Here is a 23,966-nt window from a genome sequence, read left to right on the forward strand (position 1 = left end):
ATGATGTATCGCTCCGTGATACGCTTTGTCGCTCAAAATAACCAATACCCTTAGGTCAATATGAACGAAAAGATGACACCTTTATAAATTTGATGGGATTTTCTATAAAATGAGACGGAGAGTCAAATCTAATTATTCTTGGGGTGAATATATCTCAAATGTGAGACTTGGGTTTGAGGGAGAGGTGAGGTGTTACACTTTGGTATAGTAGCTAGCACTGGCAATGGTTAAAGGCTTGGAGAACCAGTAGCCTTGCAAATAAGACGCGCCCATATCTGTAAACAAACGTTGCATAGCCGCATCTTCAATACCTTCAATCACAATATCAATAGCATAGTCATTACAAAGGTTCGTAATAAAGGTCAAATACTCGAATGTGGCAGGGTTTTCAATGGAACGCCATGCGATCGATTTGTCGATTTTAATCTGAGAAAGAGGCAAATCGAAAAAGCTATTTAAGGAACTGTAACCCGCGCCGAAGTCGTCCAACGATAAACGGAATCCGAGATCTTTAAGGCGATTCAATTGGGTATTAGCGCTCTTGTTATCATCAAGGCTAATGGTTTCAGTTAACTCTAAAACAATAGAGGTTCGATCAATGCCGTAATGATCACTCAGTTGCATCAGTTTGTCTGGAAACGACTGGCTAAGTAACTGCAACACAGAAACATTGATGTTCACACGAGCAGTATTCGAATGGACAGCTTGGTATTGCTTCAGAAACTGGCACGCACTTTCAAAAACAAAATAACCGAGCTCAGAGATCAGGCCGTTTTTTTCCGCAACGGTAATAAACTCATCAGGATAGATTTCTCCATGAACTTCGCTTTTCCAACGCACTAAACTTTCAAAACTGGCCACCGATTTGGTCTTAGCACAAATGATGGGTTGAAATTTAACGGACAGTTTTTTGTTGATCAGGGCGTTACCAAGCTCTTTCTCGATGTAGAAATGACGATCGACTTTCGCTTTAGTACAGCCAGAATAAACACGAATAGAATGATCGTTTTGATTGCTCGCAAATTGACTAGTGCGAGCGGCAACTTTGAGAACATCTATCTTGCTTGCAAGCTGAGAAATATTCGGGTAAATACCAATACTGATGTCTGTGCCGTACAGGAAATCGATAGACTTAATGGAGGCCTGATACGCGCGGAAAACTCGCTCACCCAAATCGTGTAGAGATTGCTCATCGTATTCGCCAAAGACAAGAATCGCAAAGTCGTGCGACTGAATACGATACATGTCGATAAATTCATCCGGCAGTTCACTGAGCGCACTATTGAGGTAGGCTAGCATATCTCGCATGATTTCAGAGCCATGCAGCGTTTGATGGGAACGAGTATCGCCGGGCTGGATATACATTAGATGATAGCTTTGAGTGGCATCCAAGCCATCTAAATCTAACGCCAGCTTTTGTTCGTTAGCCAAGCCAGAGTGACCATCTCTAAATGATGCCTGCTCGACATAGGTTTCCATCAACTTTCTATCAGAGATGTCTTTGTGGCACCCGATCATAAAGCGTTTACCGTTGACGGTTTTCGTTAATGCCGAGCCTTCTAGCCAGATATATTGACCGGATGTAGAGCGAATGCGGTATTCCGTTTTAACCAGTGATTCATCGTCTTGAATATGATCATCGACTTGAACTTTCAATGAGTCACGGTCAAGAGGGTGGACAAGGTTGAGCCAATCATTGAGGCAAGAGATACCAGAATCGATTCCCAACTTTGAGTAGAAAGAGGGGTTATAGAAGCAGACGTATTCGCTGTCTGCCATATAGAAAATGCCGTCGTTCATCACATCAATCATATGACGAAATTGGTTGTCCATCAGAGCATCTAATTCAGCACCGGTTAAGCCAACACTCTCGTTTGATCCGTTATGTTCAACACTGGATTCAGGAACCAAGGTAAACGTCGGCCTAGGTTGAATTGTACTGATCGGTTGAGACATTGTGGTTGAACTACCTAAAAATGGTTACGGCATTAGTGTTAGATAGATTAATACCTTAAATAGTGCCCATTCGCTACCAAATTACGGTGTAACTGGTGCGTATGATGAAAAAATATTAACTGCAGCTCATCAAACAAACAAAAGTCTTGATATTTTATAAATCACAATATGAGAAGTCATAAATCGTCTTGATTGTTAAATCTTTAACAAAGATACGCATCCGGTCGTGCAACAACTTGTTTTATTTGATTTAATTAATGGAAATACGATGGAATTAGTCGCCCGGAGTGGGAATGAAGTCTCAGCTTGATCTCAATTTATTGAAAGTACTGCCTTTGTTGAATAAACATAGGCAGCTGAAACCTGTCGCGAAAGAGCTAGGCAAAACCGAGAGTGCGGTCAGTAAACATTTAGCCAAGCTACGTGAACAACTTGGAGACCCGTTGTTTGTTCGTGGTGCGCATGAATTTGAGCCGACCGAATACACAGAGAAGTTGTTACCTAAAATCACCTCTGGGTTGAACTTGATCTCTGAAGCGGTTCAGCACGAAGATTTTGACCCGACGCAGTACGACAAGCCGATCACTTTAGCGTTGCCTTCACTTGCTCAGTATCTAATGGGGAAAGAGCTGCTACTGGAACTGCTTGAAACATTCCCTAAATCACAGATCCACATCACGACGTGGAATGATACCTCGGTGAGTAGCCTCTTAGACGACCATATTGATGTGGGGGTGCAGTATTTTAATGATGAACAAAGTAAGACGATTTATCAGCAACATATAGGCCGATATTACAGCGCGATCGTATGTGATCAGAAATACAGCAATCGAAGTGTAGAAGAAAAGCTCAATATGCCTTATGTCTTGTTAGAGATGAAAGGATGGCAGGAACAAAAAGCGGTGGCGAAGAAAGCGCTTGAATCAAATGGCGTTCACATCAACAAAATCGCAACGGTCGATAATATTACCTGTCTATTTGATGTGCTGAAAGAGTTAGAGTGTGCAACGCTATTTCCACATACTCGGCACCTAACTGCAAGAACATCATTGGATGTAACGCTCCTCCCTGAGCACCTTCAACTCGACCATCCACCTGCGGTAGTCGTGAATTACAAGTTAGTGAATCACGGTAATCCACTGCATACCATGTTGGCCGAAATACTTAAGCGGCGTCTCTTCTAAGCTCAGGAGTATCAATCGTAACGTGTTGTTCAAGACGCATAAGTTCAACAATCGAATCGACTTTGTATTTCTCTAAAATGCGTGATTTGTACGTGCTGATGGTCTTTGAGCTTAGCGACAGTAGCTCAGAGATCTGCTTATTGCTGTAACCTTTTACAAGATAGGTATAGACAGTCGTTTCTCGCTTAGACAGCGCCGTAGTACGATTGGCTGGTTTGATCTCTTCACGCTTATACACAGAGAAACCACGAATCACACTGACAATCGCCTCTTTAATCACTGCGGTACTTTCAAACTTTGACACATAACCGTTGGCCCCAAGTTTACGCGCTGTTTCAGAATACATTGGGTGCTTGCTGGTCGAGATAAACAGAATTTTACCTTTGTAGCCATGAGCTCGTGCGCGTCGTGCAAATTCAAAACCGTCAGATTGGCCCAGATCGACATCGAGTATGACTAGACCAATTTGATGGTTGTGAAGCAGTTGTAGACCAAACGACGCTGATTCTGATTGAAACACTTGGCTTGAAATTGTGCACTCTTCAATGATACGGCTGATCGCTTCACGCATGATAGGTTGGCTGTCGATGATAAGCACTTTACTTGATGTCATTTTTACCTTCTTTTTTATCTGAATTTGTTGAACGAGGTAAATGTAAGACATAACTGACGGAATAGGGGGAAAGGCATATTTTCCAAAAAGGAAAAAGGGTCAGAGCATCGTAAATAAGCGTCTACTTTTCAATCGAATAGCGTTTGATTATGGCCTCGATCTTACCGCTCTGCTTGACTTGCTCCAATTGCTGGTTGAATTGAGTAATAAAGGCTTTTTTGTAGGGAAAATTCTCTATACCTACATTTGTAAAGCCAAGATAACCGTATTCTCCGGAAATGACTGGGCCAGAGGTGACTTCCCAATCGGGTGAGATCATTCCAGTTTGCGTAAGCTGCTTTATCTCCCAAAGAATAGACAAACGATCGTTCATATAACAGGCCGTTTGTTTGTTATATAGATTGATAATATTGGCTTGGTTACCTTTTGCCTCCTTAACGGTGATGTCTCCTCGTCTTGCTGCAATCCAAAATTCACGTCCTCCAAGGGAAAAAGATTCGTTAATGCCTACGGTTAATCCTAGGTAATCACTGGGCCAGTTACTGTTGCTGTTGTGTGCTATGGCTTTATTGCAGTAGACCGTGACTTCTTCTTTTAAAATTGGTTTTGAATAGGGCGAGATGTAAAAGCGTTTATCGTCGTAGTAGTAAGGGGGGAAGAGTGCGAACGCTTGGCCCACCTCAAGCATTTTCAGTCCTCGCTTCCAAGGGACCAGCTTTATAGTCACGTTATAGTCAGGCATTTTCTCAAACACCATTTTCAAGATATCGACGTAAATGCCTTTTGCTTGACCAAACGAGTTGTAGCTGTATGGCGCATAACTGTCATCCCCGTAGATTGTGACAGGGGTGAGTGTGGAGCCGTAGCTAACACCAGATGTGAACGCAGTTGTTAGAAGAATCCATTTCAAGCCGTTATGTCCTAGAAGTATTTTATTCTTATTGATAACTTTAGTTTATTTATCCGAGTATTGAGATTAGACTCTGGTTTTTGTGATTGAATCGACCCAAGGTGTGGTATGAGCCAAGACTATGAACAAGGCGAAGAGATAGAGATTGAAGCGATTGGGATCGAGGTTTCCTCGCAACCCATTGAACTCTATAAAGTGTTTAAAATTGCAAACTTAGTCGGTGGTGGCGGTGAGGCAAAACACATTATCGCTGAGGGTTATGTGGCCGTTAACGGTGAATTAGAAACTCGTAAGCGCCGTAAAATGTATGACGGTGACTTCTTTGAGTTTAACCAAGAATACTACGTTGTTGTGTGCGATGCGCCTGTGACAGAACAGGAAGAAACCAAGCCGAGCGAAAAGAAAGTAACGGCTCCAAAAGCGTCACGCAATGAGTCGAAGAAAAACGCAGGCAACAATAAAAACAAGCAGAAGAACTCAAAAGCGGGCAAATCGGCTAAGAAATCTAGTTCAGCTAAGACATCTAACCCAGGTAAGAAATCTAAGCCAACTCAAGATACGAAGAAAAGCGACAAGCCAAAAAACAGTAATGGTCGTGGTTCTATCGATTTCTTCTAACAGAAGTCACGATAACAAACAACGTAGAGGGAGGCATTGATTGCCTCCCTTTTTTTATTTTGTACAGCGCAAGGAGATAGAAAGACCGGAGAAATAGTGCGGAATGTAAAAAACGTAAATGTAGAGTGACTTGGTTACAAATCTAAATGATAATGCATTGCATTTGTAATTATGGAGTCAAATAATGAAGGTATCAGCAGTTGCGCTTCTTGCAGGTCTAATGACGTTTTCTGTACAAGCAAAAATGGTCGAAGTTGAACACATGCAAGGGACGACCAGTGTTGAATCAAATCCAGAACGTGTCGTTGTCATCGGCTTAGGTCCACTCGATACGGTTAAAGCACTTGGCGTAGAGCCTGTGGCGGTTTCAACAGTAAGCATGTTCCCGGACTATTTAGCTGAATACCGTGATTACAAATTTGTCTCGGCAGGCAGTTTAAGCGAACCAGACTTTGAAACGATTTACACTCAGAAACCGGATCTTATCATCATCGGCACGCGCGCAGCTTCTAAGTACAAAGAGCTGTCTGAAATCGCACCAACGATCGTTTACGCATCGGATGCAACGCAAGGTTACTGGAAGAGCACTCAGCAGCAATGGCGTAATCTGGCGAAAGTGTTTGAAAAAGAGACATTCGTAGAAAACAAAATTGAACAGCTAGACAGCGAGTTCAAGGCGATCAGCCAAGCGAACCAGAACGAAAACACTGACGCACTTACAGTGATGAGCGCGGGTGGCAACATCACTGCATTTGGCACTCAGTCTCGTTTCTCTGCGATTTACAAAGACTTTGGTTTTACTGAAACAGTAAAAGGCATTAAAGAGAGCCGTCATGGTGACCTGGTTTCTTATGAATTTATTCGCGAAAAGAACCCAGACACGCTACTGATCATCGATAAAGATGTACTGATCAATAAGGGAAAACCAAGCACGGTGAAACGTGACTTTGAAAATGATTTGGTGAAAGCAACTGACGCTTACCAAAACAAGAAAATGGCTTACTTAGATATTAACGCATGGTATTTGTCTATCTCTGGTATGCGAGCGACAGAGCAGATGATTTCTGACGTCAAATCGGCTTCAGCCTTGAATTAATAGCAGAAATAAAAACAACTAAGTATAAGCCTCAAGTTCTCTTGAGGCTTTTGTGCTGAGAGGCAAAAGTGAAAAAGTTATTATTGGCGCTGGTGGTATTAAGTTTAGCGTCGTTGTTTGTTGGAGTAGGTCAGCTCAATTTCGCTGCGCTGCTAGCTGGTGATGTGGCGCACTGGCATCTTCTTTTTACCAGTCGTATTCCACGTTTGGTTGCCGTTTTACTTGCAGGTGCTGGGCTGAGTATCGCGGGTCTTATCATGCAGCAAATCAGCCAAAACCGATTTGCGTCCCCGTCTACGTCAGGCACGATCGAATGTGCCATGCTGGGCTACATCTTGAGCTTAGTCTTGTTTGGCAGTGAGCAGCTTTGGTTAGTGTTCGGTGTTGCAATGGCCGGTACGCTGCTGTTTGTTCAGTTCATCAATCGCATTCAGTTCAAAAACGCCATTTTTGTTCCTCTCGTCGGGATTATTTTCGGTAACGTCGTTGATTCACTGGCAACCTTCATTGCCTATAAGTACGACGCGCTGCAAAACCTTTCAAGTTGGACAGTGGCCAACTTCGCCAACCTTTTACAAGGTGACTATGAGTTGCTTTACATAGCGATTCCATTTGCGATCTTCAGTTACCTTTATGCAGCACGTATTTCAGCGGTGGGTCTAGGCAAAGACTTTGCGACCAACCTTGGCTTGAACTACCAACAGGTACTGATCATTGGTGTATTGCTGGTTTCTGTGATGTCTGCTTCTGTTGTGATGATTGTCGGCATGCTCCCGTTTCTTGGCTTAATTGTGCCAAACCTTGTTAGCCATTTCTTCGGTGATAACTTAAGACGCAATATTCCACTGACGGCGATTCTAGGTGCCCTGATTGTATTGTGCTGTGACTTGGCAGGCCGTTTGATCATCTTCCCTTATGAAATTCCAATTTCGACCATTATCAGCATCTTAGGTGGTTCTGTGTTTATTTTCTTTATCTTGAAAGGGCAGAAAGATGCAAGATAGAACCAAACTCGTGTTGTTAGCGGTGACGGCGAGTGTCTTCTGCTTTTTGTTTATTGGTCTTGGTTTAAACGCAGACAACTACCAGTATTTTCTGTCACGCCGAGTGCCTAAAGTACTCGCAATTGTCATCGCAGGCATTGCAATTGGGCAATCGGCATTGGTGTTTCAAACCATCACCAACAACCGAATTTTAACGCCTAGTATTATGGGCTTTGATTCGCTGTATATGTTCACCCAAGTGTTGGTTGTGGTTTTGTTTGGTGGTATGAGCAGCTTTGCACTCAATGCATACCTTAACTTCGGCTTGTCAGTGGGCGCAATGCTGGGCTTCTCTGTGCTGTTGTTTGCTTTCTATTTCAGAGGTGAGCGACAAAACTTGATGGTGCTACTGCTGTTGGGCGTCATACTCGGTCAGTTGTTTTCAAGCATCTCATCGTTCTTCACTATGCTGTTAGACCCGAACGATTTTGCTGCGGTTCAAGCTAACATGTTTGCTAGCTTCAATAATGTAAAAGTGGAGCTCGTCTACCTATGTGCGCCGCTTCTCCTCGGTATTAGCTTTTTGCTGTTCCGCTTACACCGTACGCTAGATGTATTCTGGTTAGACAAAGACAACGCAACCAGTTTGGGTGTCGACGTAAAGAAAGTGACCCTACAAGTGCTGATATTAAGCGCTGCGCTGATTGCCATTTCGACGGCGTTAATCGGGCCAATCATGTTCTTTGGTTTACTGGTGACCAACCTGGCTCGTGAGCTGTTTAAGTCATTCCAACATCGAGTCTTGCTGATTGGCGTTTCATTGCTTTCGGTGGCTTCACTATTGAGTGGACAATGGATCGTAGAAAACCTGTTTGGCTTTTCTACCACCATCAGTGTCGTGATTAACTTTGTCGGCGGCATCTATTTCTTAACCATGTTGCTGCGCAACAAAATTGTCTAGGTTTCTATGATTTCATTAAAAAGCCTGACCAAAGCGTTTGGTCAATCAAAAGTGGTCGATAGCGCAAGTGCGGAGTTTGAGAAAGGCAAAGTAACTTCGATTATTGGCCCAAACGGTGCGGGTAAAAGTACCCTGTTATCAATGGCGAGTCGCCTAGTCAGCAAAGATGAAGGTGAGGTGTACATTGACTGCAAAGAGCTGAGCGAATGGGACACCAAAGATCTCGCTAAGCGTCTAGCGGTGTTGCGCCAAGCAAATAATATCACGATGCGATTTACGGTACGTGAGATGATCTCGTTTGGTCGTTTTCCTTACACGCAAGGTAAGCTGAATGAGGAAGATAACCAGATCATCAACCAGGCGATTGAATATTTGGATCTTGTCGATATTCAGAACAAATATTTAGATGAGCTAAGTGGCGGTCAAAGACAGCTCTCTTTCATTGCGATGGTGATGGCTCAAGACACAGATTATGTCTTTTTGGATGAGCCACTAAACAACCTAGATATTAAACATTCACTGCAAATTATGCGCAATGTTGGTCGTTTAGCTCGTGAGATGAATAAAGCGGTTGTGGTAGTGATTCATGACATCAACTTTGCCGCTTGTTATTCCGATAAGATCATTGCTCTTAAAAGAGGCAAGGTAGTTGCACAGGGTAAAGTGGAAGAGGTGATTCAATCTGACATTCTAGAAAGCATCTACGAGACACCGTTTAACATCATTGAAGTCGATGGTAAACGTATGTGTACCTACTACTAATAAACGAAAGGCCTTGAATATCTTCAAGGCATTTTTTTATCACTTCGTGAGATCTTCAATAATCGGGCATTGGCTCCCAGAATCGCCCGGACAAGAAGATACCCAACTTTTGAGTTGTCGCTCAATCTCTCTGAGCTCTCTTATCTTCACTTCCACTTCCAACAGCTTTTCTTTCGCTTTCGCTTTTACTTCACTGCTTTTTCGATTTGGATTCGAAGCAAGCTGCACAAACTCTTTGCACTCGATAAGAGAGAAACCGGCATTTTTAGCTCGTGAAATCAGATTGAGTTCTTGTACGTGTTGATCCGAATATTCGCGATAACCCGAATCACTGCGGTTAGGAGGCGTAATCAGCCCTTTGTCTTCATAAAGTCGAATAGACTTACTCGATAGTCCAGTCAGCTTTGATACAGCGCCGATGTTCATGTGTCGATCCTCAAGCTCAAGTCAAAATAGGGATTAGAGTGTCTAACCTCTATTGTAACGAGTTTTGCAGCATTTTCGCTACCATGAGGCGATTGAAAATAAAAAGCCCACCTCGAAAGAGGTGGGCGGTGCTGAATAACTCAGCAATTGGGACAGTAATAGCTTATAGGTAGTAACGAGCGCCGATTAGCCACTTGTCATCTGTTTGGTTGTTGTTTGCATCGTTTAGGTCAAACTGGTACGCAGTGTAACCAACAAACTTAGGCGTGAAGTTGTACTCAGCTTGCAGTGCTAGTTCTTCACGTGCTGTTTCTTTTTGCGAGAACTTAGACACTTTACCTTCGACCATTTCGTAGTTAACGATTAGGTTTAGGCTGTTATCCAATGCGTATGACGCTAGAGCTTCGTATGCGTTACTTTCTGCTAGAAGAGTTGTGCCGATGTTGTTCATGTTCTCGTTATCAGCGTAAACACCCGCTAGGTAAAGACCTTTACCGTAAGTACCGTATTTAACCGATACTAGGTGCGATTCAGCTGTGCTCTTAGACGCGCCGAAATCTGCGAAGTCACCTGTATTGTATGTGTAACCCAATGTAGCGCCGGCAATAGAGTAGCTTACTGCTGCTTGAATACGATCATCGTACTTGATGCCTGTTGTTTGGTTGTCTTCAGTTGTGCGTTCATCGTTCGCACCTTGCCAACCAAGACCGAATGAAAGTGCACCCGCTTCGCCAAACTCAAAACCGTTACGGTAACTTAGCATTTTGTCTGCACGGCCTGTACCTAGAGCACCGTGGTTGTCGTAGATGAAGTCGTTCGCGTAAGCGATAGGCATATCCGCTACACCAGCAACATCGTAGTATGGTGCCCACTGAGTACCAACAACTGCACGACCAAGCTGATCATGTGTTAGGCCAACGTAACCAAGACGAGTAGTGAATGCATTGTCACCGCCATCTAGGTAGTTAAGCGCCCATTCACCTTTTGCATCAGCAGTGAAACCATTGCCAAGATCTTGTGTCGCATTAAAGTTGATACGTGGAGAGTTAGTGCCGATATCTGTATCGCCTTGCTCAGAACCATTTAGGTTTGCAGACACGTGGCCGCCAATTGAGAAAGTCGTACCTTCTTGGTTGTACAGTTCAACCGCATAAACAGAAGTAGAAAGAGTCGCGATAGCAGCAGCTAAGATCGTTTTTTTCATAGTAAAGTCCATATATATGAGCCGACAGGCTTTTTGTCATTCGTGTTTTAACGATGTGGCAGACTCTATATGGGTTTTTAACATAAAGGTTACAAAATAAGGTAAAACGTTCAAATTGGAATTAAGTTGCGTAAATTCAGTAGCTTAGGATTGAAACGATTCGTTACATTAGTCTTTTTTATGATTTGCTATTTTTTAGAATAAGCACGCTGAATATGTCGCGTGCGTGTTAAAAAATAATCGAATAATCAGTTATTTACTGGGGTTGTAAATGGAGTGTTACTATCTCTGAGATCAATGATAAAGATTGCTCTATTAAGTTGATTTAACAGGCGACGTGCTTACTCATTGGCACTAGAAATGTTAAAAGGTGGCACACCGTATTCCTTTTTAAATGCATTAGTGAAGTTGGCAGGGTGGTTGTAACCGGCCTCATAAGCCGCTTCTGTGATTGTCACCAAGCCTTTTTCTAGGTGTTGTTTAGCGACCTCTAAACGTCTTTTACGAATGTACCCATTGATGGTTAATCCGACTTGCTGTTTAAACTTACGTTGTAGATTAGATCTGCTCATCGCAAATCTATTTGCTAGTTCGGCTATGGAGAGTGACTCACTCAGGTTGGCCTCAATGTAGCAAATAATCTCTTCAATTGAGGTGAGATTCATTTTTTGTTGGGCTTCTTTAGGCGACTCAATCTGACTGGATTCTAAGTGGCTAAACGCAAGCTCTATGATTTGCATAGCGATAGACTCTAACGCCACTTTTTCGAGAAACGTTTCGACCTTGTGAAGTTTGAATGCTTGAGCGACTAAATTGTTGAATTCGTCACTTAAGGGCAGTTGGAGGGAGTTCTTATGTTGTGCGACAAACTGACTGACAGTGCAATTCCCATTGATTCGACTCATGACCCATTGGTTGTTCATCATAATGTTGAGCTTAAAGACGTTGTTATCTTTACTGATCTTGCGTCTGAAACTTGAGGGCTGCGCAAGATTGACCAAGGTAATACGGTTCAGGCTATTAGGGCCGATATGAAATTCTAAGTCATCATAGGCGAACTCAAGCTCTCCTTTGATGAGAATCGTCATGATGATTGAGGCTGGCGCCATCGAAACAACGTGCGAGTCTTGAAGCTCTAATCCATCACATCCATGAATTGAGATATCGTTACCAATCCGATGAGAGATGAACTTTCCTTCGACTAACGCTGAGCGTCCTTGCCGAGTTTCACCGACAATGAGTTGGCGTTCTGACTCCTCAATTCTTTGAGTAATCGCGACTTTCTTTAATCGAGGGCTAGAAAGCGTGTCGGTTGTCATGCGGTGTTTCCTCATAAGCGATCAGCATTTCTGCATAACCTATTGTCCTTTTCGTCAATCGTTCTGCACCATATCATACCTGCGAATTATTATCATTTACATTTAGGAAATGCAGCATGGAAAGGGTTAAGCAGCACCCCAAACGTTTATCTGTAATGGCAGTCGCAGTGTGCACAGCGCTGGTGGCACAAGCTCAGGCTCAAGACACCACATATTTAGAAGATGTCGTGGTATGGGGTACGAAAGTATCGAGTAACTCAGAGTCTCTTGGAGCAGGTGACATGTCGCTTAAGCAAGCGGATCATATGTCTGATTTGTTGAGAGATATCCCAGGTGTCGATGTAGGCGGTACGCATAGTGTCAACCAACGTATCAACATTCGTGGTTTGGGGGAAACGGACTTAGACATTCGTTTGGATGGTGCGTCTCAGCACGCCAATATGTTCCATCATATTGGTAACTTAACGCTTAACCCTGACATTCTAAAAAGTGCTGACATTCAAGTCGGTAACAACTCAGTGACGCAAAATGGGCTAGGTGGATCGGTGTTGTTTGAGACCAAAGATGCTAAAGATCTGCTTCGCTACGATGAAAAGTTTGGAACTCGCGTTTATGGGGGGTATGCGTCTAACGCTAGTCAACAAGGATCGCTTACCGTCTATGGCCTACTGAGTGAGCAGGTCGACGCGATGCTGTATGGACATATGCTAAGTAGAGACAACTTCGAAGATGGTCGTGGAGTAGAAACGATTGGTGTTGAAGGCGACACTTATAACGTGCTCGGTAAAATTGGATTTGAACCCTCTCAGTTACACCGATTTGAACTGGCTTATGACTTATATCGCGACAGCGGCGACTATAATCCTCGTCCAGATTGGTCGGTGGATGCCAACCAATCTCGCTCGGAAGATGAGCTGATCTCGACAGACTATGACCGAGATACGATAACTTTGTCGTATGAGCTGAAAGGTGACACAAACCGAGGCAAAGTTGCGCTATACAGCAGCAAGACAGAAATTACACGTGATGAAACTAATGTTGTCAGCCGCTGGCCAACAGACCGATTGTCAGTCAATAGTGCAGAGAACCGCAATACTGGCCTAAACGTTCAGTTCCAGACTGATTACCAGGTGGCGAATCTTGATAATACCGTGACTTATGGCGGTGATTATATGGATAAGAACAGTAAGAGCATTTATGGCGGAGTGCTGTACGCAGATGAAACTGCGAAAAGTACCGCTGTGTTTGTTGAAAACCAACTGTTCCTAACATCTGACCTAAGTGTAACTGCCGGTATTCGATTTGATGACTTTAAACGCGAAGCCGAAACAGGCACAAACGACTTTGGTGACGTGACGTGGTCACTTTCTGGTGAGTGGAGCGTAGCGCAGGACTGGACGCTCTTTGCGAGCACTCGCAGTCTATTCAAAGGCCCTGAGTTACTTGAGTCATTCATCAAGTATCAAACGGTGGCATACCTAGCGGATGACATTAAAGCCGAAACCGGCCAAAACACGCAAGGTGGTATTCGCTTTGATAAGCAGATTGATGAACACTTCCTAAGTGCAAACTTGACGGTATTCAAAACTGAAATCGACGACTACATCGTTTCAGAGTATGACTTTGCAAGTGCAGGTTATCAGATCTACAACTTAGGCGATGTTGAGTTCAGTGGTTTAGAGTTGAGTGCGAGTTATGGTTACCAAAACTTCCAATCTAAGGTGTCGTATTCACGTTCGGATAATGAAGACAAAACCAACGGTGGCCCGGTGTTAGATACGGTGGGTCGATCAGCACGAAGCCTAGACGTAGGTGATAGCATTGCTGTAACGCTCGACTATCAAGCCGATGAAATTGACACGATCTTCGGTTGGACATCGATTGTGGTGCTAGAAGAGGACAACGTACTTGATGGAGCGCCAGTAAAAGAAAGCTACGATGTACACAACTTGTACGCGCAATGGATTCCATCTCAGGTTGAAGACTTATCAGTCACATTTGGCATCGATAACATCTTTGACGCGACTTACGCTTCTCATGCCTCTAAGACGGGGGCAGTGGGTGACGTGAGAGCCGATGATTATGAACCAGGGCGTAACTTTAAGCTTTCAGCAGCCTACCAGTTTTAATTTTTCCATTTGTTTTTTGAGCATTTTGCTGCCCTTAAGGGGCAGCTTTTTTTATGTCCGTTTTTGAAGGCGATGCGTAGCCAATATTGTCACGGCTTAACGTCCAACTGATAACGTCTTCTAACGGTAGCGCTGCGCTGTAGTAGTAACCCTGCATGAAGTCACTGCCACTTTTCTTCACTAAGCTTTCTACCTCTCGAGACTCAATCCCTTCAACAACAACGGTATAACCCAATCCGTGTGCCAGAGAAATGGCATTTTCAACAATCGAAAAGTTTCTTTCATTCTGGTCTAGTTGATAAGCGAAGGATTTATCGATCTTTATTTGATCAACGGGTAAGTCTCTCAGTAATGATAGAGACGAGTAACCCGTCCCAAAGTCATCCAAAGTAATTCGAAAACCCATTTCTTTGAGCCTCTTGAGTAACTTCTCTGGGCTGCGTAAACGATTTATGGCCGTGGTTTCAGTGATTTCTAAGCAAACCATATTGGCGAAGTTAGGATCGTTAGAGGCCAGCTGCCCGAGTTGGTTTTCTATGTTTTGGCTCATGAGGTCTTTAGCGGATAGATTGACGTGGATCGCGCAGTGGGCCAGTCCCTGATTTCGGAGGGTTTTGATATCTTGCGCTACTTTGTCGAGCATCCACTGAGTGATCGATGTGATTTTATGGCTCTGCTCTGCAACCGAAATCAGTTCAGCGGGGTTAATCATCTCACCGTGTTCATCATAACAACGAATCAGAGCCTCATAACCTTCCACCTTGTTACTTTTGGCACCAACAATAGGTTGATAATATACATTGATGTCATTGTGCTCTAGTGCGTGATCAATCTGATTCGAAATCGACAGCCTTTTGCGGTTGTTTTGATACATTTCCGAAGAGAAAACCGCTACGTCGTGCTCAGCAGCTTTGCCCCAGTACATAGCCATATCAGCAGCATTGATGATTTGATCGGCGTCGTTTGCTTGGTCTGGATAATGACTAATGCCAATTTTAGCGCCGCTTGTGAGCTCAAAGCCGTTAATCAAAAAGGGCTGTTTTAATGATGCGTTAATCGCTCGAGCGAACTCTTTTGAAGCGCGCTCTTTTCGTTTGGGCAGAATGATCACAAATTCGTCACCGCCGATGCGTGCAAGAAAATCACCACGGGCGAGGTGGTTTTCCATCCGTTTTCCGATTTGGATAAGTAATTGGTCGCCGGAAAAATGTCCCATTCCATCATTAACTTGCTTGAAATTGACGACATCGAGTAACAGGAGATGAAAGGGCACATGATGTTCAATCAAGACATTTATCGTTTCAATACAATGTTTACGGTTAGGGAGCCCGGTTAATGAGTCATGTAGAGAATTGTACTTTTCTTCTTTAGCTAGAGCGTCTAACTGTTCAATGGTTGCTAAACTAAATTTCGTAACGATAAAGACGAAAAGACTGCCCGAAAACAGAATAACAGACAGCACAAACAGTACAGGGTCGACACTGCCATCAAGCAAGAGAGAGCCTAAAACAAGGGAGTAACCAGCAATAAAGCTTGCAATCAACGCACTAAGAAGTTGCCATCCTTTACGTTTTGTTTTCACGCAAATCTTTCTGGCGTTGTTGAGTCCGAGACATAAAAACACGATGCCTGTGACGATTAGTAATGCTGCTAGTGAGAACAACTCATTTACTCTTTCGGGATGATGTATTGTTTAATTGTAATTGGAACAGCTAGAGAAGCAAGCGTAGACATACGCTAATGTCAATTTTAGCCAATAAACTCTAATTTATAAGCTTGTCATGAATTTTTGCGGGTGAATTAAATCATCCCTTGCTGTAGATCAATAAAAATTATTTAGATTGTTGAACATTTCAAATAAAAGTTGAAACATTCAAAAAATATTGAATAATGGGCGCAGTATTACAACAGAAGCGTTTGGCTTCATTACATAGTCTGAAACAGGAACATACCCATGTCGAATTCGTTTGTGCTGGTCATCAACTCTGGTAGCTCATCACTAAAATTTGCTGTTATCGATTCAGTGTCTGGTGACGCAATTGTTAGTGGCTTAGGTGAGTGCTTTGGTTTGCCAGAAGCGGTAATTAGCTGGAAGTATCAAGGCGAAAAAACAGAAGAAGCCATTGATGCACCAGATAACCACCACCAGCATGCTATTAATCGAATCGTAGCACTAATGGAAACGTTAGGTTTCACTCAAGATCTTGTTGCTGTGGGACACCGTATCGTTCACGGTGGTGAAAAGTTCACTTCAACGGTCCGTATTAACGAAGATGTTCTAGCAGAAATTGAAAACTTGTCTGATCTGGCACCGCTCCACAACCCAGCAGGCGCAAAAGGCATTCAAGCAGCGATGGAAGCTTTCCCAAGCCTACCTCAGTTCGCTGTGTTTGATACGGCTTTCCACCAAACAATGCCTCAAAAAGCCTTCACTGGTGCGATTTCAAATGAACTTTACAAAGAATACGGCATCCGTCGATACGGTTTCCACGGCACTAGCCACTACTTCGTAAGCCGTGAAGCTGCGAAGATGATCAACAAGCCAATCGAAGAATCAAGCTTCATTTCAGTTCACCTAGGTAATGGCGCATCAGTGTGTGCGATTGAAAACGGTCAATCGGTTGATACATCTATGGGCTTTACTCCACTAGCAGGTCTTATGATGGGTACACGTTCTGGTGACCTAGACCCAGGCGTGATTGAATTCCTAATCAAGAAAGGTTGGACGACTGAAAAAGTTTTCGAAACGCTGAACAAGAAGTCTGGTTTCTTAGGTGTTTCTGGTCTTACATCAGACGCTCGAGGCATCCTGGAAGCGATGGAATCTGGTCATGAGGGCGCTAAGCTAGCCTTTGAGGTATTCACGTACCGTGTTGCAAAATACATCGGTTCTTACCTAATCCCACTTTCAAGCTTAGACGCAGTGATCTTCACGGGCGGCATCGGCGAAAACTCGCTACCAATTCGCCGTGAAATCCTAAACAACCTAAAACTTCTCGGTTTTGTTGAAGATGAAGCAGGCAACGAAGCGGCACGTTTCGGTAACGCTGGCGTAATCGCAAAATCAGAAATGCTAGACGCATTAGCGATGGTTATCCCAACCAACGAAGAGTTTGTAATCGCACAGCAGTCGGTAGAACTTCTGTAATAGCGTTTTAAGTGAGAAAGTGAAAAGCGAGCCCAAGTGGCTCGCTTTTTTGTTTATTGCTCGATGTTATTCGACTATCTTACATCCATTCACCACTTCACTTTCTTCAGGCACCTCAAATTTCGGTTCCATAAAGTTGAACATCATGTCTGTAACCTCGAAAGCGTAGACGGTTGGATCTTTTTCGATGTTACGTTTAGCGACTCTTTGTCGTCGAGTCTCAGTCAGCACATCAAGATAGTGAAGCTCAGCGCTTATGCCTAAACGGAGAGCTTTATCTACAAAGATGTCTCGTTGCGATTTGGTAGTAAAACCCAGATCAAGTACGACGTTTCCACCTAATGAAAGAATTTGTTCGCTCACTTCCCAGATTTGATCATGGCAACGGTTCACTCGTTCCATCATCCAAGAAAAATCCAGTGAGGTCATATCTTTTGCAAACAGTGTCTGCATCCAGGGGTCGATAGAAAACTTAACGGCCTTAATCTTTTTACACAATCCCATCGAGTAGGTGGTTTTACCTGCGCCAGTAGGGCCACAAACCAGAATTAACCTAGCCATGTTTCAATCCTTTTCAAACTATCCATGATTGGCATGCGACCGTTAGTCACAATGATCGTTATTGTTCCCATTGCTGTGGCACTACGGCTGCTTGGTTACCTAACTTAACCACTTTGCCACCATGACGGTCAGAGTAGGCGGTGGCTTCCGTGGTATTGGAAAACCAATGCACGGGGTAGCCCCCATCACGCAGTTCGATGCTATTGGGTAGAATTGAGCCCTCGGGAGCAGTTACGACTTTTCGCTTGAAGTCAGCCCAACAGTTGGCACCATTTTCCGCAGCCAACATCTGCAACAAATGCTTACGTTGGATAATTGAAGTGTTCTTTTTGAGTTCAACCAACGAGATATTGGTTAACACGTTTGAATTGAGTAAACGCCTCAGCACAGGCAATGCGTCAGACAGTGACGTCGATTGGGCGAGTTTTTGTAAGACTTTTGCTTCTCGAAGCCAAAGTTGAAGATCGGAATTATTTTGATGGCACATATCGTCCTCCTTTTACTCCACCTACTCGCTATCGGTGACGGGATGATATGCAAGTGACATGCTTGCTATAAATTTTCTATGCGTTGGTACTATCGTTTTTGCGAGGTAGGCATCCAACCGGCCTGCACAAAGGCTACTACTCTTTGCTTTGGATAGCAACATAGTTTATAAATCAGAAAAAGCGAGTTCAAATGACTTACTTACTAAAGTAGAGGACGTGTAAGCGCTTATTGAGTCACCGTTTTGATGTAATCACTCGGCGTAAGGCCAAACTTTCCTTTGAAACGTTGGCTAAAGCGTTCTTCAGACTGATAACCACATAACTGAGCAAGTAGCGCAACGTTATTTTGCCCATCTTGCATCAAACCCAAAGCATGATTAAGCCGCACATCGACTAACACTTGTCGGTATTGTGTTCCTTCATGTTTGAGCTTTCTGATCAAAGTAGAGCGGCTGATCGCAAAGTCCTTAGCAACCTCTTCTAACGGATGCTCACTACTTGGGTCGTTTGCCAAATAACGGCTTAGTTGCTGAGTAAACGTGGTACTTACGTTACTGAATAGGCCATGCAATACGCCTTGTTCCGCCAGTTGTTGATACAGACCATTGACCCAGTAAGACTGTGTTTCTTTACTCATCTTATGTTGCTCAAATAAGTAGAGGGCATTGAGCGTAGCTTCTAAGGCGCTATTGGATTTTAATACCGGACAATGCCTTTTTTGATCGTTCCGTTTACTCAGTTCGATCATCGCCTCGCTTGGTACAAGATACAGACTGAACACACGGGAAAGAAAACGTCCTTTTTGAGGCAGATTTTCAAAGCTTAACGATTCTGATGCCTGACAGAATATTAGCTCTGAGTGAGACACATCTAAAGCGCTATCACGCCAATGCAGGCGTTTACTGCCAGTGATGATTTGAATAAGGCTAGGGGAATGCAATTTTACATTTCTAAGTTTCTGAGATTGTTCTGCTCGAAAGATAGAGACTTTGTATTGATGGCTCATCATTCCCCCTTAATTAATGATTCTTAACGCACATACGTTGAAGTAAGTGTGGCTTTGCCGAGCGCCATGCTATTCAAAGTAAAACCGACAACGGCTGGTGGTGTGGTTTCACCTAGATCTAACTTTTCACTTGGTAGCGCCCACACCGTAAATTGATAGCGGTGCATGCCGTCTCCCTCTGGAGGACAAGCGCCACCAAATCCAACCGTGCCGTAGTCGATCCGAGCTTCATTACCGCCCAGCTTCTGAATATCTGCGCTGCGTGGTAGTTCGTTCACTGTTGCTGGAATGTTGAACGCGACCCAATGCCAAAAGCCACTGCCTGTCGGCGCATCAGGATCATAGGCTGTGATTGCAAAACTCTTAGTGCCTGCAGGTGCGTCTTTCCAAGAGAGGTGAGGAGATTGGTTATCGCCCTTACAACCCCAGCCGTTGTATTCAAAGGTTTTCGCCATCGGATAACCTTCTTGAATGTCTTTACTTGTAAGCTCGAATGCTTGAACTGAGCCAAATGCAAGCAGACCGACTGCCAATACTGTTTTCGTGATTAGTTTCATGATGTGTTCCCTTGTCTAAGTTCGGATTCAGTATATCCGCAGGAACTGATTTTTACCCATCAGAAAGTGTCAATATATTTATGTTTTTATTTAATTATGAAACTTGTAGTGACTTAGTTAAAGAGGAAAGGAATCGAACGGTAAATTTTAGGAATACAAAACCCGAGACGACTCTGTAACCAAAGACTCAGTGATCTGAGATAACACTCGTGAGCGAATTCCTGCGTGTTGCCAATACAAGGGTTCATACAACGAGTTATCAGGAGCAATATGAATCAATTGTTTGGTCTCGATTAAATCACCGAGTAGCCCTTCATGGGTGACACACCAACCCATTCCGAGCCTAGCCGCCTCAACGATACCCGATGCACTCGGAAGGTAATGAACATTGAGGGGATCAATCTCTTGCCCGGTCACTGTCCTAATGAAGCGTTTTTGCAAAAAGTCTTTTTGGTCATAATCAATCATTGGTGCTTGTTGAAACGCTTCTACAGTGAGCCCGTTACTAAAATAGCGCTCATACAAGGCAGGTGTGGCCACTGCGCGGTAACGCATTTTCCCAAGTTCATGCACCACGCAGCCTTGCAGTGCTTTACGTTCAGAGGTCAATGCGCCAATAACTTGCCCATTCTTTAAGTGCTCCAAGGTGAAATCTTCATTGTCGAGACGAACATCAAACTGATAATCATATTGTTGATGCAGCAGCGCCAACGCATTGAGGAGCCAAGTCGAGAAAGAGTCTTCATTAACGGCGATGGCAAACTTGGTCGAACGATTTGTGGTTGGATCATCTGGCAGGAAATCATCCATCACTTCAGATTCCAGAACCGACATCGGTTTTACGCGAGCTAACAGTTTATTGCCCGCAGGGGTTGGTTTACAAGGAGATTGCCTGATGATGAGCAACTGCCCAACTCGGTCTTCAAGTTGCTTGATCCGCTGTGAAATAGCGGAGGGTGTGACTGAAAGCCTTTTAGCTGCTCGCTCAAAGCTGGCTTCTTCAACGACTGCGATAAAGGCAACGACTTGCGGGGAGAGTAAACTCATAAAATCCATCTTAAGAATTTCTTAACTTGATTAAGAATATATCGTTTTTCTAAATCTTATAAAACCCACACACTGCAGCTTAAACGAAATCATCAAAAGGAAAGGGTTGTTCATGGCATCATCCATTACAGGCTTCACAACAGGTATGGGGCTGATTGCGTGTATTGGTACACAAAACGCATTTGTACTTAAACAAGGCTTGCTAAGGCAGCATCTGTTTGCGGTTGCAGCTATCTGTATTCTAAGCGATATCTTGTTGATTTCAGCGGGTATCGCAGGGTTAGGAAAGTTAGTGAACCATTGGCCAAATTTGATGGATATCGTCCGTTATGCCGGTGTGGTGTTTTTGGCTTGGGTTGCATTTTCATCGGCTAAACAAGCGTGGATCGGCAATAGCCAATTGGATCCGTCTAGCGATGAGCCACCGAGGCTTAAGACGGTAATCTTTACCTGCCTTGCGCTAACATGGCTAAATCCGCATGTGTATATTGATACGGTGTTTATGATTGGCAGCTTATCGATGCCGTATGCCGGAGCAGAAAAGTGGAAATTTGCCGTGGGTGTGATGTCAGCCAGTGTCGTGTGGTTTATTGCTATTACCTACGGCGCAAAAGTGTTGCTTCCTTTGTTTCGTAACCCACATGCGTGGCGCGTTCTTGATGGCCTTGTCGCCGTAATGATGGGGTATTTATCGGTATATCTACTCTTTGCTCCGTTACCTTAAGTGGGGCTCGTTTCCGGCTTTACGGCCTCCATCGCCATGTTTGAATGTTATCGTACTTGTTGGACGGCCTGCTTTGCGGCGCTTAAGCCCATTTGATACCCAGCATCGAGTTTGGCTTTGTTGGTTGTGAGCCTTCCTACAGCGAAGTTATCTTCTGGGGCGATAACGTGAACAGTGCAGTCTTGAGGAGGATTGTTAATAAACTCTAAGGTTTCGTTGTATTGCTCGGATCGATTGACCATTGCATCAGCGAGGTGGGGCGTGTTTTTCATTAGTCGACGCAATAACCAAGGCGCTTTTGGCGGTCGCTTCGTATAGCCCGGCTTCTGTGAAAGGATCACGGTGATTTCCTTTGCGCCTCGGTTGTAGGCTTCCAGTACGGGAATGGAGTCTGCGACACCTCCGTCAATCAGTGTTTTTCCTTCAACATTGATTGGCGTACGATAAGCCATAGGCAGTGAACACGACGCTTTTAGAATCATCTCTAAATTACTTTCATGCCCAAGGGTATACACGGGTTCACCAGTCGAGACATCGGTGGTAACGATATGAAAGGGAATAGGCTGCTTGGCAAAGGCTTGCATATCATAGGGGTTATGTATCGCTATGTAATCCCATAACCAATCGAGATCGAGCCAGTGTCCACCTTTGGCAAAACGGCGGAAGTTAATGAATTCAGGGCGGCAAGAATAGTCAGCGATGATGGTATAGGTTCGACCCCGTTGGTTTGAAAGCCAAGAGGCGATATTGGTTGAACCAGCCGAGACACCAATACAAAAATCAAAAGGGTTGTAGCCGTGGTCGATAAAGCCGTCTAAAACGCCAGCTGCAAATATCCCTCGCATTGCGCCACCTTCGACGACTAAGGCGTGCTTTGTTTTCTGTTTCATGTGGAGCCCGTTCCCTGTATTTCGTTGCTCAAAAGTAACAGGATTTGAATAAGAACTCTATTAAGACTGGAGCGTTAACGTGATGGAGTCGTGTACCTTCTCCCAAGAATACCGATGCTTTGAGGACTCTGGCCACCATTCTGACAATGCCAAAGTTGTTACGGGGTGGCGTTCTTATGGTGTATTTAAATGATTTGCACATCGCTGGTTAGCACACGTTTTGGCTTATCACCGCATAATATCTGCATCAGAAATGCGGTTTTTATTCCGTAATAGATTCTAACTTCATTGAAAATCATCGTTACCCTACAAAAATTGTCTTCTGTCTTATCGAATTTATCAGTGGTTTGATAGAGTGATGACTCGATGTGCAAGGAGAGTTTTAGATGGGAACTATAATAGGCTTAGTCGTTTTAGCTGCTATAGATTGGTATCTTGTTCGTAAAACAGGGCTTCATATACATCAACTCATTTCCAAAAAGTATGCCGAGCACCTACGTGGTAAAGAACATCATAAATAAGACCTTTTTAGGGAAGAGCTTAACGGTATGCGGCGTAGCGCTTTTTGTTTAAAGTAAGATGCAGGGGTGGTATTGGGTAGCTCATTCTCATTTGTCTGAGGTCTTGCCACAAAAAGGAGAGTAATACTGTGCGATTTATCTATGTCATGGATCCGATGTGCGCTTGGTGTTTTGCCTTTCAGCCCGAGTTAGAACACTTCTTGGAACAGCACCCTACAGCAGAAGTCGATTGGATAATGGGTGGTCTGGCTCCTGATAATAACGAGCCTATGGATGAAAACCTCAAGCAGACCATTTCTTCTTATTGGCATCAAATAGAGAAGGTATCTCACGTAACGTTTAATCATAGTTACTGGGAATTGAACACACCTTATCGTTCAACGTATCAAGCGTGTAGGGCGGTGATCTCCGCAGAGAACATGGCAGCAAGTAGCTCCGAGAAAATGGTCAAGGCTATTCAATCTGCATACTACTCTGAAGCAAAAAATCCGTCGTTAAATCAAACACTGATTGACTGCGCTCAGTTACTCAATTTGAGTGACAGCGAGTTTGAACTCAAATTAAAATCGAAAGAAATAGAGCAGCAGTTTCAGGAGCATTTACATCTAGCCGCTCAATTACAAGTCAGTGGGTTCCCAGCGCTTTTCTATGTCTCAGAAAGTAATCAGGCTTATCCTCTAGCACTGGGTTATTGCAAGTCAGAGGTGCTATCTAAGCGATTTACTCAGGTAAACTCATAACAAAAGCGGTTAACACAGGCTCGTAACGCTTGGCATTCTTCGCTCTATCGCTGGGTTTTGTGTTTGCGGTGCGTTAGGTTCGGGTATATTACAGCGTTCCTCACTACTTAAGAGAGTGTCATA

Annotated in this window: 23 protein-coding genes; 10 read left to right on the plus strand and 13 right to left on the minus strand. The window is 43.8% G+C overall.

Translation table 11 applies throughout. The features are described 5' to 3' along the window. Positions 1 to 192 precede the first annotated feature (192 nt). A complete protein-coding gene (locus EJ063_RS00220) occupies positions 193 to 1,956 on the minus strand; it encodes a sensor domain-containing phosphodiesterase (RefSeq protein WP_126572000.1) in 1,764 nt (587 codons plus the stop codon). Positions 1,957 to 2,249: 293 nt separating this feature from the next. Between EJ063_RS00220 and EJ063_RS00225 the strand changes: the two genes are divergently transcribed. After that, positions 2,250 to 3,140, plus strand: coding sequence for a LysR family transcriptional regulator (locus EJ063_RS00225; RefSeq protein WP_126572001.1), 891 nt, complete (start codon positions 2,250 to 2,252; stop codon positions 3,138 to 3,140). Here the strand turns inward: EJ063_RS00225 and EJ063_RS00230 are convergent. Continuing rightward, complete coding sequence (locus tag EJ063_RS00230) at positions 3,121 to 3,753, minus strand: response regulator transcription factor (RefSeq protein WP_126572002.1); 633 nt, start codon at positions 3,751 to 3,753, stop codon at positions 3,121 to 3,123. The genes EJ063_RS00225 and EJ063_RS00230 overlap by 20 nt on opposite strands. A 121-nt stretch (positions 3,754 to 3,874) precedes the next feature. Then, entirely contained in the window at positions 3,875 to 4,663 is a 789-nt protein-coding gene (locus tag EJ063_RS00235) for a substrate-binding periplasmic protein (protein WP_244225121.1), read from the minus strand. A 108-nt stretch (positions 4,664 to 4,771) separates the two neighbouring features. On the opposite strand from EJ063_RS00235, the gene EJ063_RS00240 reads away from it, so the two are divergent. The 5 genes from EJ063_RS00240 to vctC all read left to right on the plus strand — a co-directional run bounded on the left by EJ063_RS00240 (position 4,772) and on the right by vctC (position 9,083). Further along, complete coding sequence (locus tag EJ063_RS00240; protein ID WP_126572004.1) at positions 4,772 to 5,281, plus strand: RNA-binding S4 domain-containing protein; 510 nt, start codon at positions 4,772 to 4,774, stop codon at positions 5,279 to 5,281. A 184-nt stretch (positions 5,282 to 5,465) separates the two neighbouring features. After that, complete coding sequence (locus EJ063_RS00245; protein WP_126572005.1) at positions 5,466 to 6,377, plus strand: siderophore ABC transporter substrate-binding protein; 912 nt, start codon at positions 5,466 to 5,468, stop codon at positions 6,375 to 6,377. A gap of 68 nt (positions 6,378 to 6,445) precedes the next feature. After that, positions 6,446 to 7,381 carry an iron chelate uptake ABC transporter permease subunit VctD gene (vctD, locus tag EJ063_RS00250; protein ID WP_126572006.1) on the plus strand — a complete coding sequence of 312 codons (936 nt, stop codon included), beginning with the start codon at positions 6,446 to 6,448 and terminating at the stop codon, positions 7,379 to 7,381. Further along, positions 7,371 to 8,321, plus strand: a complete 951-nt coding sequence (vctG, locus tag EJ063_RS00255; RefSeq protein ID WP_126572007.1) for an iron chelate uptake ABC transporter permease subunit VctG — start codon at positions 7,371 to 7,373, stop codon at positions 8,319 to 8,321. The genes vctD and vctG overlap by 11 nt, the downstream gene beginning before the upstream one ends. 6 nt (positions 8,322 to 8,327) lie before the next feature. Further along, entirely contained in the window at positions 8,328 to 9,083 is a 756-nt protein-coding gene (vctC, locus tag EJ063_RS00260; protein ID WP_126572008.1) for an iron chelate ABC transporter ATP-binding protein VctC, read from the plus strand. Positions 9,084 to 9,122: 39 nt separating this feature from the next. On the opposite strand, the gene cueR is transcribed toward vctC, so the two are convergent. The 3 genes from cueR to EJ063_RS00275 form a co-directional block, all read right to left on the minus strand. Then, positions 9,123 to 9,509: a Cu(I)-responsive transcriptional regulator gene (cueR, locus tag EJ063_RS00265; protein ID WP_126572009.1), complete on the minus strand. Its 387-nt coding sequence runs from the start codon at positions 9,507 to 9,509 to the stop codon at positions 9,123 to 9,125. A gap of 163 nt (positions 9,510 to 9,672) precedes the next feature. Then, positions 9,673 to 10,713, minus strand: coding sequence for a porin (locus EJ063_RS00270; protein WP_126572010.1), 1,041 nt, complete (start codon positions 10,711 to 10,713; stop codon positions 9,673 to 9,675). Positions 10,714 to 11,054: 341 nt separating this feature from the next. Further along, complete coding sequence (locus EJ063_RS00275; protein WP_126572011.1) at positions 11,055 to 12,032, minus strand: helix-turn-helix domain-containing protein; 978 nt, start codon at positions 12,030 to 12,032, stop codon at positions 11,055 to 11,057. A gap of 116 nt (positions 12,033 to 12,148) precedes the next feature. On the opposite strand from EJ063_RS00275, the gene EJ063_RS00280 reads away from it, so the two are divergent. After that, complete coding sequence (locus EJ063_RS00280; RefSeq protein WP_126572012.1) at positions 12,149 to 14,161, plus strand: TonB-dependent siderophore receptor; 2,013 nt, start codon at positions 12,149 to 12,151, stop codon at positions 14,159 to 14,161. Positions 14,162 to 14,195: 34 nt separating this feature from the next. Here EJ063_RS00280 and EJ063_RS00285 read toward each other — a convergent pair whose 3' ends face one another. Beyond that, positions 14,196 to 15,743, minus strand: coding sequence for a putative bifunctional diguanylate cyclase/phosphodiesterase (locus EJ063_RS00285; RefSeq protein ID WP_341866932.1), 1,548 nt, complete (start codon positions 15,741 to 15,743; stop codon positions 14,196 to 14,198). Positions 15,744 to 16,115: 372 nt separating this feature from the next. Between EJ063_RS00285 and EJ063_RS00290 the strand changes: the two genes are divergently transcribed. Further along, positions 16,116 to 17,309, plus strand: coding sequence for an acetate/propionate family kinase (locus tag EJ063_RS00290; RefSeq protein WP_126572014.1), 1,194 nt, complete (start codon positions 16,116 to 16,118; stop codon positions 17,307 to 17,309). Between the two features lie 66 nt (positions 17,310 to 17,375). On the opposite strand, the gene EJ063_RS00295 is transcribed toward EJ063_RS00290, so the two are convergent. The 5 genes from EJ063_RS00295 to EJ063_RS00315 all read right to left on the minus strand — a co-directional run bounded on the left by EJ063_RS00295 (position 17,376) and on the right by EJ063_RS00315 (position 20,968). After that, the gene (locus tag EJ063_RS00295; protein ID WP_126572015.1) at positions 17,376 to 17,870 is read right to left on the minus strand and encodes a P-loop nucleotide/nucleoside kinase family protein; all 495 of its coding nucleotides are present in this window, start codon (positions 17,868 to 17,870) and stop codon (positions 17,376 to 17,378) included. A 58-nt stretch (positions 17,871 to 17,928) separates the two neighbouring features. Beyond that, entirely contained in the window at positions 17,929 to 18,357 is a 429-nt protein-coding gene (locus EJ063_RS00300; protein WP_126572016.1) for a hypothetical protein, read from the minus strand. A 227-nt stretch (positions 18,358 to 18,584) separates the two neighbouring features. Beyond that, the gene (locus EJ063_RS00305; protein WP_126572017.1) at positions 18,585 to 19,364 is read right to left on the minus strand and encodes a helix-turn-helix transcriptional regulator; all 780 of its coding nucleotides are present in this window, start codon (positions 19,362 to 19,364) and stop codon (positions 18,585 to 18,587) included. A gap of 23 nt (positions 19,365 to 19,387) precedes the next feature. Then, entirely contained in the window at positions 19,388 to 19,921 is a 534-nt protein-coding gene (locus EJ063_RS00310; protein ID WP_126572018.1) for a YbhB/YbcL family Raf kinase inhibitor-like protein, read from the minus strand. 147 nt (positions 19,922 to 20,068) lie between these two features. Continuing rightward, on the minus strand, positions 20,069 to 20,968 hold the full coding sequence (locus tag EJ063_RS00315) for a LysR family transcriptional regulator ArgP (protein WP_126572019.1): 900 nt from the start codon (positions 20,966 to 20,968) through the stop codon (positions 20,069 to 20,071). Positions 20,969 to 21,080: 112 nt separating this feature from the next. Between EJ063_RS00315 and EJ063_RS00320 the strand changes: the two genes are divergently transcribed. Continuing rightward, positions 21,081 to 21,692: a LysE/ArgO family amino acid transporter gene (locus EJ063_RS00320; RefSeq protein ID WP_244225122.1), complete on the plus strand. Its 612-nt coding sequence runs from the start codon at positions 21,081 to 21,083 to the stop codon at positions 21,690 to 21,692. Positions 21,693 to 21,739: 47 nt separating this feature from the next. Here the strand turns inward: EJ063_RS00320 and EJ063_RS00325 are convergent, their stop codons facing one another. Next, positions 21,740 to 22,582 carry a patatin-like phospholipase family protein gene (locus EJ063_RS00325; protein ID WP_126572021.1) on the minus strand — a complete coding sequence of 281 codons (843 nt, stop codon included), beginning with the start codon at positions 22,580 to 22,582 and terminating at the stop codon, positions 21,740 to 21,742. Between the two features lie 649 nt (positions 22,583 to 23,231). Between EJ063_RS00325 and EJ063_RS00330 the strand changes: the two genes are divergently transcribed. After that, complete coding sequence (locus EJ063_RS00330) at positions 23,232 to 23,843, plus strand: DsbA family protein (RefSeq protein ID WP_208640329.1); 612 nt, start codon at positions 23,232 to 23,234, stop codon at positions 23,841 to 23,843. Positions 23,844 to 23,966 lie beyond the last annotated feature (123 nt).

Source organism: Vibrio aquaticus (assembly GCF_003970385.1).
GTDB classification, from domain to species: Bacteria; Pseudomonadota; Gammaproteobacteria; order Enterobacterales; family Vibrionaceae; genus Vibrio; species Vibrio aquaticus.

Bases quoted from the DNA above. Each gene is read 5' to 3' on its own strand.
- EJ063_RS00220 (WP_126572000.1), bottom strand. From the start codon at position 1,956: ATGTCTCAACCGATCAGTACAATTCAACCTAGGCCGACGTTTACCTTG.
- EJ063_RS00225 (WP_126572001.1), top strand. From the start codon at position 2,250: ATGAAGTCTCAGCTTGATCTCAATTTATTGAAAGTACTGCCTTTGTTG.
- EJ063_RS00230 (WP_126572002.1), bottom strand. From the start codon at position 3,753: ATGACATCAAGTAAAGTGCTTATCATCGACAGCCAACCTATCATGCGT.
- EJ063_RS00240 (WP_126572004.1), top strand. From the start codon at position 4,772: ATGAGCCAAGACTATGAACAAGGCGAAGAGATAGAGATTGAAGCGATT.
- EJ063_RS00245 (WP_126572005.1), top strand. From the start codon at position 5,466: ATGAAGGTATCAGCAGTTGCGCTTCTTGCAGGTCTAATGACGTTTTCT.
- vctG (WP_126572007.1), top strand. From the start codon at position 7,371: ATGCAAGATAGAACCAAACTCGTGTTGTTAGCGGTGACGGCGAGTGTC.
- vctC (WP_126572008.1), top strand. From the start codon at position 8,328: ATGATTTCATTAAAAAGCCTGACCAAAGCGTTTGGTCAATCAAAAGTG.
- cueR (WP_126572009.1), bottom strand. From the start codon at position 9,509: ATGAACATCGGCGCTGTATCAAAGCTGACTGGACTATCGAGTAAGTCT.
- EJ063_RS00270 (WP_126572010.1), bottom strand. From the start codon at position 10,713: ATGAAAAAAACGATCTTAGCTGCTGCTATCGCGACTCTTTCTACTTCT.
- EJ063_RS00275 (WP_126572011.1), bottom strand. From the start codon at position 12,032: ATGACAACCGACACGCTTTCTAGCCCTCGATTAAAGAAAGTCGCGATT.
- EJ063_RS00280 (WP_126572012.1), top strand. From the start codon at position 12,149: ATGGAAAGGGTTAAGCAGCACCCCAAACGTTTATCTGTAATGGCAGTC.
- EJ063_RS00290 (WP_126572014.1), top strand. From the start codon at position 16,116: ATGTCGAATTCGTTTGTGCTGGTCATCAACTCTGGTAGCTCATCACTA.
- EJ063_RS00295 (WP_126572015.1), bottom strand. From the start codon at position 17,870: ATGGCTAGGTTAATTCTGGTTTGTGGCCCTACTGGCGCAGGTAAAACC.
- EJ063_RS00300 (WP_126572016.1), bottom strand. From the start codon at position 18,357: ATGTGCCATCAAAATAATTCCGATCTTCAACTTTGGCTTCGAGAAGCA.
- EJ063_RS00305 (WP_126572017.1), bottom strand. From the start codon at position 19,364: ATGAGCCATCAATACAAAGTCTCTATCTTTCGAGCAGAACAATCTCAG.
- EJ063_RS00310 (WP_126572018.1), bottom strand. From the start codon at position 19,921: ATGAAACTAATCACGAAAACAGTATTGGCAGTCGGTCTGCTTGCATTT.
- EJ063_RS00315 (WP_126572019.1), bottom strand. From the start codon at position 20,968: ATGAGTTTACTCTCCCCGCAAGTCGTTGCCTTTATCGCAGTCGTTGAA.
- EJ063_RS00320 (WP_244225122.1), top strand. From the start codon at position 21,081: ATGGCATCATCCATTACAGGCTTCACAACAGGTATGGGGCTGATTGCG.
- EJ063_RS00325 (WP_126572021.1), bottom strand. From the start codon at position 22,582: ATGAAACAGAAAACAAAGCACGCCTTAGTCGTCGAAGGTGGCGCAATG.